The 3,716-nt window shown below is 52.3% G+C and carries 3 protein-coding genes; all 3 read right to left on the bottom strand.

Features of this window, described 5'->3' with window-relative positions; all coding sequences use genetic code 11:
* Window positions 1-243 precede the first annotated feature (243 nt).
* On the bottom strand, window positions 244-930 hold the full coding sequence (locus E6C55_RS33030) for a hypothetical protein (RefSeq protein WP_136374093.1): 687 nt from the start codon (window positions 928-930) through the stop codon (window positions 244-246).
* Complete coding sequence (locus E6C55_RS33025; protein WP_136374092.1) at window positions 927-1,754, bottom strand: winged helix-turn-helix domain-containing protein; 828 nt, start codon at window positions 1,752-1,754, stop codon at window positions 927-929. Before E6C55_RS33025 ends, E6C55_RS33030 begins: the two co-directional genes overlap by 4 nt.
* Before the next feature lie 70 nt (window positions 1,755-1,824).
* Entirely contained in the window at window positions 1,825-3,426 is a 1,602-nt protein-coding gene (locus E6C55_RS33020; RefSeq protein ID WP_136374091.1) for a carbon-nitrogen hydrolase family protein, read from the bottom strand.
* Between the last annotated feature and the right edge of the window lie 290 nt (window positions 3,427-3,716).

Raw genomic sequence — 3,716 nt, 5'->3', positions numbered from 1 at the left:
TCTGTTGCCAGCTTCGCTCCAAGACTCGCTATTGGTGGCGTGGCTTCGCCTTTTCCAAGCAGGGTTTCCACCTGCTAAGTTACTCAACCTATGCTCGGTCGCTCTGATTTTTCACATAAAATTCGGCAGTCAGCGGCGTGGGTGGCTTCGGTGGCGTCGGTGGATTCGGTGGCGTCGGTGGATTCGGTGGCTTCGATGGCTTCGCCAACTTTAGCCAAGGAAGGGCTTCACCCTTCGCCTCATCTATAGCGACAAGGGAACCTCCAACCTGAGCATGGCTTGCTCCAGCCGCTTAAGCTTCCTGAACAACATAAACCGGTCCAAGTCTTCCCGATACTCTATCAGCAGCTTCAGGAAAATATCGATCTTTTCGACGGAGAAGGACAGCTCTTCTTCCATAAACTCGCCCAGTTCCTCTAACGTATCCAGCCGCTCGTAATGTTGCTCCACCAGATTCATGACAGTCATATAACTGCTTCTAGTATTCGGCAGATCGCTAATTCCCAGATACTCATCGCAATAATAATACGAGTTGAATCGTCTCTCCACGTAGTTATCCATAATGATTAGAGTCACGATTTTCTCGAATTCATCGCTCTCCCGCTTGCGCAGGTAGGCCGCGTTCCGATACGGCTCTAACGTGCGGGAAGCAATGTCCCGCATGGCTTTCGCCAGATCGGGATGAGCTTTGTAACTGCTCATCCTTGAACGAATATAAGGGGACGAGCCTCTTTTGCCCCATTCGTGCACTTGCTCCTGCAGCGATTCATAGATTTCGCCGATCTCCGGCGCATTGGCCTGCAGCCAATGAATAATCGCCTTATAGCTTTCCGAGATCGCCTGAATAACGAGGTCTTGTTGTTCTTCCGGGAGGCTGTCGTACCATTGATTCAATTCGCCGAACTTCTCCCCTAACGTCAACTCGCTCATACCAGGAGTTCCTCCTCAAGGCGAACTGAACTCTGCAAATAACTCGGCAGCGAATGCTCCAATTTCTCGTCGAAGCTCGATTCGTCCGAATTGTATTTCAGATCGCTGTCCGAGGCCTCGAGAACCTTCTCAGCGGAATACGATTGAGCAAGAAATGTCAACACTTCCCTTGTCTTCCCTTGCTTCGTATTCTTGTCATACTTGGCAGAGGATTTGACGCTGCTGTTCCCCAGCGGCCTTCTCTTCCGCAAGCTATAAAAATCAACCGCCAATCCTATGCTCTTCATGTCCGCAACGGCCGCCGAGTGCTGCTCGGAGCCTTTTATCTGCTCGTACGCTTGGCTGCCGGCGAGGGTCAAGGAATACCATCTTCGCTTGCCGATCTCGGTATAATCGACCAGCCGCTTCGCTCGCAAGGAGCGCAGCAGGTTGCTGATCTGCTGCCTGTTATGCATCCCCAACTCGCCGGCTATCTCCGTCGGCGTAGACTTGGGAGTCTTCGCCAGTTGAACAATGACTCTTCTCTCCAGCGGAGGGAGAGCCCCGAGCGTGTGCTCCTTTATCTTCTGTTCCGTTTGATACTGAAGGAAATAATTCATCGACTTGGCCATCCCCAAGTTGTAGCTGGACCAGTTCTCCGGCCGCTCGCCGTCAATCGTCTGCTCAAGCGCATAGCGCAACGCATCCAGGTCCGAAGCATTCCAGGAGGGGGACCGCTCCAAGATCAATCTCAAGAGGTACAGAAGATGAACATTGGCCTGCCGCTCGTTCGAGCTCCGATTCGAATTCCACTTCTCGAGCAATTCAAACCATACGCTATCCATGTTCAGTTCCTCCTTCATTGTACACTTATTGTACACTTTATTATAAAGCCAATACCCTCAATCCACAACTTCAATCACGCGGGCCTTCCGGCTCCGGTTCTGGTCCTGGATGCTGCTCCGATTCGGGCTTAGGCTTGGGCTTGATGACTTCGATGATCTCCCTCAACGTGATCGCAAGAACGGGTTGCTTGCTTCGGAAAACTTCCTTGAAGCCGGGAACGGAGACCACGGCCCGCGGCTGCTTATCGTCGGGCTTCTCGCCACGATACGGTTCCCCCAGATTATTGCACAGCACAACGAGGCAGCCGTTCCGCTCGGCCAGGTCCTGCATTCTCCTGACGAACTTCCCGCTGGCCGGGCGTCCGGTCATCGACATGATAAAGATCAGATCGACTTGACGGTCCAGCAGCACTTCTTCCACGTTATAATTAATAAAATCTACGCAGATAAAGAACGCGATTCTTCCCAGCTTCGTCTCGAAAAACGTAACCTCCCGCCGGTCATACGCGTTCTGCTCCACCCCGCTGACTTGGGCGAAGCGGGCGAGTTCGCCCTTATAGTCCGGATTGGCCGGGAAAATAAACCGGTTCATTTTCGTGACTTCCAGAAGAATCTTGCCGCTGCCCGCTACGACCTTCGCCAGATTATACAGATTATCGCCGACTCGCTCATGGAAAGAACCGGTCATGAAGAAGATGGGAGCCCCGTCTGCGCTCCCCGCCTTGCCGGGACTCAGCGTTCGGAAGACCTTAATCAATTCCTCCCTTAGTTCAGGCGGCGTCGACAGCTCCGGAAGGATCAGAAAGTGAGGCTTCTCGCCAAGAAGCTGACGGAAATCTTCCAGCAAGATGCCATAATACATTTCGGGATCGTTGACCCCGCTAAAGTAAAACGGAAGCAGGCCGTCCCCGGTCAACTCGCCGCTCGTATGTATTCGGTAATCCTTGCTTACATCGAACTGCCCCGGAAGAAATCCGAACTTCAAATCCAATGCGTTGGTCCCGTCATATTGCGGTGTTGGAGCATAGCGATGCGTCACTTGATAATAAGAATAGCGGGAGCGCACGACATAGAAGCTTCTGACCTTGCGGCGAAGCAACAGATAATTCGGATCGAGCAGCGGTTCATAACATTCCAGCGTCTGGAGCGCACGAAGCAATTCGGAGTCTCTCCGGTACAGTAAATCCCCACATAAGGTTGCAATCGGCAGTTGCTCATCATCAAGGTAAGTCTGGTATTCGGTCCTTAAGCTTTCCAGATGTCCATCCAGAACGAACAGGAAGACCGTCAGAGCGATCAGAAGCTCTTCAGAGGATTGGGCATCGGCAATCTCTGCTAGGAGCAGACTTCTTGTCCCCTCCTCCAGGTCGCAGTAGGCTCTGGATCGGTAGGAGTGATCCGCAAGCCTTAAGTGAGCCTTCCATTTGGCCTCCAGAGCATCACGTTTCGCTCTGATTGGAGCATCTCCGTTCCACGCCAGCGTCTCGTAATCGATGTAGTTCACGTTATCCAACAACCCGAAGAGGAAGGCATACAGGTCCAATATCGTGTCGAACCGTTTCTCTTCCGTGCAGGAGCAATCCCGCGTCGCGCAGCGGAACCGACCTTCGAGGAGGAGGCATTCTTGATTGTCATTGCATAAAACAGCTTTCTTCAGCCGGTCAAGATCCATTCGACAGTCATCTCCCGCAAGTTATGCAGATCTTGCTTCGCCATCGCCCACCACAAATCCTCCCCCTTTCTACAAAATATTCCAAAACACCTCAAAACAAACAACACCTCAAACAACCTTGCGGAGGAGAATCGCAGTACAAGGAGAACGTCGCGAGCCGGATAAATCATAACCACCCGTCCAACGGGTGGTTTGCTCTTGGGGTATAACCCCTTGTTGCCAAACTGCGCCTAAAGACGCCAGCCTGACAACAAGGTTGTTCAGGCTCAGGGTAATTTGTCACCTTCACG

Source organism: Cohnella fermenti, assembly GCF_004801405.1.
Lineage (GTDB): Bacteria > Bacillota > Bacilli > Paenibacillales > Paenibacillaceae > Cohnella > Cohnella fermenti.
This window is presented reverse-complemented; position numbering and strand designations above follow the sequence as displayed.

Bases quoted from the DNA above. Each gene is read 5' to 3' on its own strand.
- E6C55_RS33020 (WP_136374091.1), bottom strand. From the start codon at position 3,426: ATGGATCTTGACCGGCTGAAGAAAGCTGTTTTATGCAATGACAATCAA.
- E6C55_RS33030 (WP_136374093.1), bottom strand. From the start codon at position 930: ATGAGCGAGTTGACGTTAGGGGAGAAGTTCGGCGAATTGAATCAATGG.
- E6C55_RS33025 (WP_136374092.1), bottom strand. From the start codon at position 1,754: ATGGATAGCGTATGGTTTGAATTGCTCGAGAAGTGGAATTCGAATCGG.